Origin of the sequence: Rhizobium ecuadorense (genome assembly GCF_001187535.1) — a bacterium.
Classification (GTDB): domain Bacteria; phylum Pseudomonadota; class Alphaproteobacteria; order Rhizobiales; family Rhizobiaceae; genus Rhizobium; species Rhizobium ecuadorense.
Window position 1 is genome coordinate 1 of record NZ_LFIO01000737.1, and the last position, 213, is coordinate 213.

The window sequence follows — 213 nt, forward strand, 5'->3', positions numbered from 1 at the left end:
CTGGTCAACGGCTACCTCGTCGTGCATACGGCCGTGCCTTCGCTGATCGTAACGCTCGGCACCCTATTTGCGGTACAGGGCCTGATGCTTGGCACCTCGGTTCTCGTAACCGGCACGACGAGTGTGGCGCTGACTGCCGACCCCTGGGCAAAGTTCCTTTTCGGGCAATTCCTGGCCGGATCGTTTCAGGTGATCATTCTGTGGTGGGTGGCC

At 60.6% G+C, this 213-nt stretch carries 1 pseudogene; it reads left to right on the forward strand.

The features are described from left to right. Nucleotides 1–213: pseudogene (locus AF337_RS13630) on the forward strand (ABC transporter permease); the annotation flags it as partial.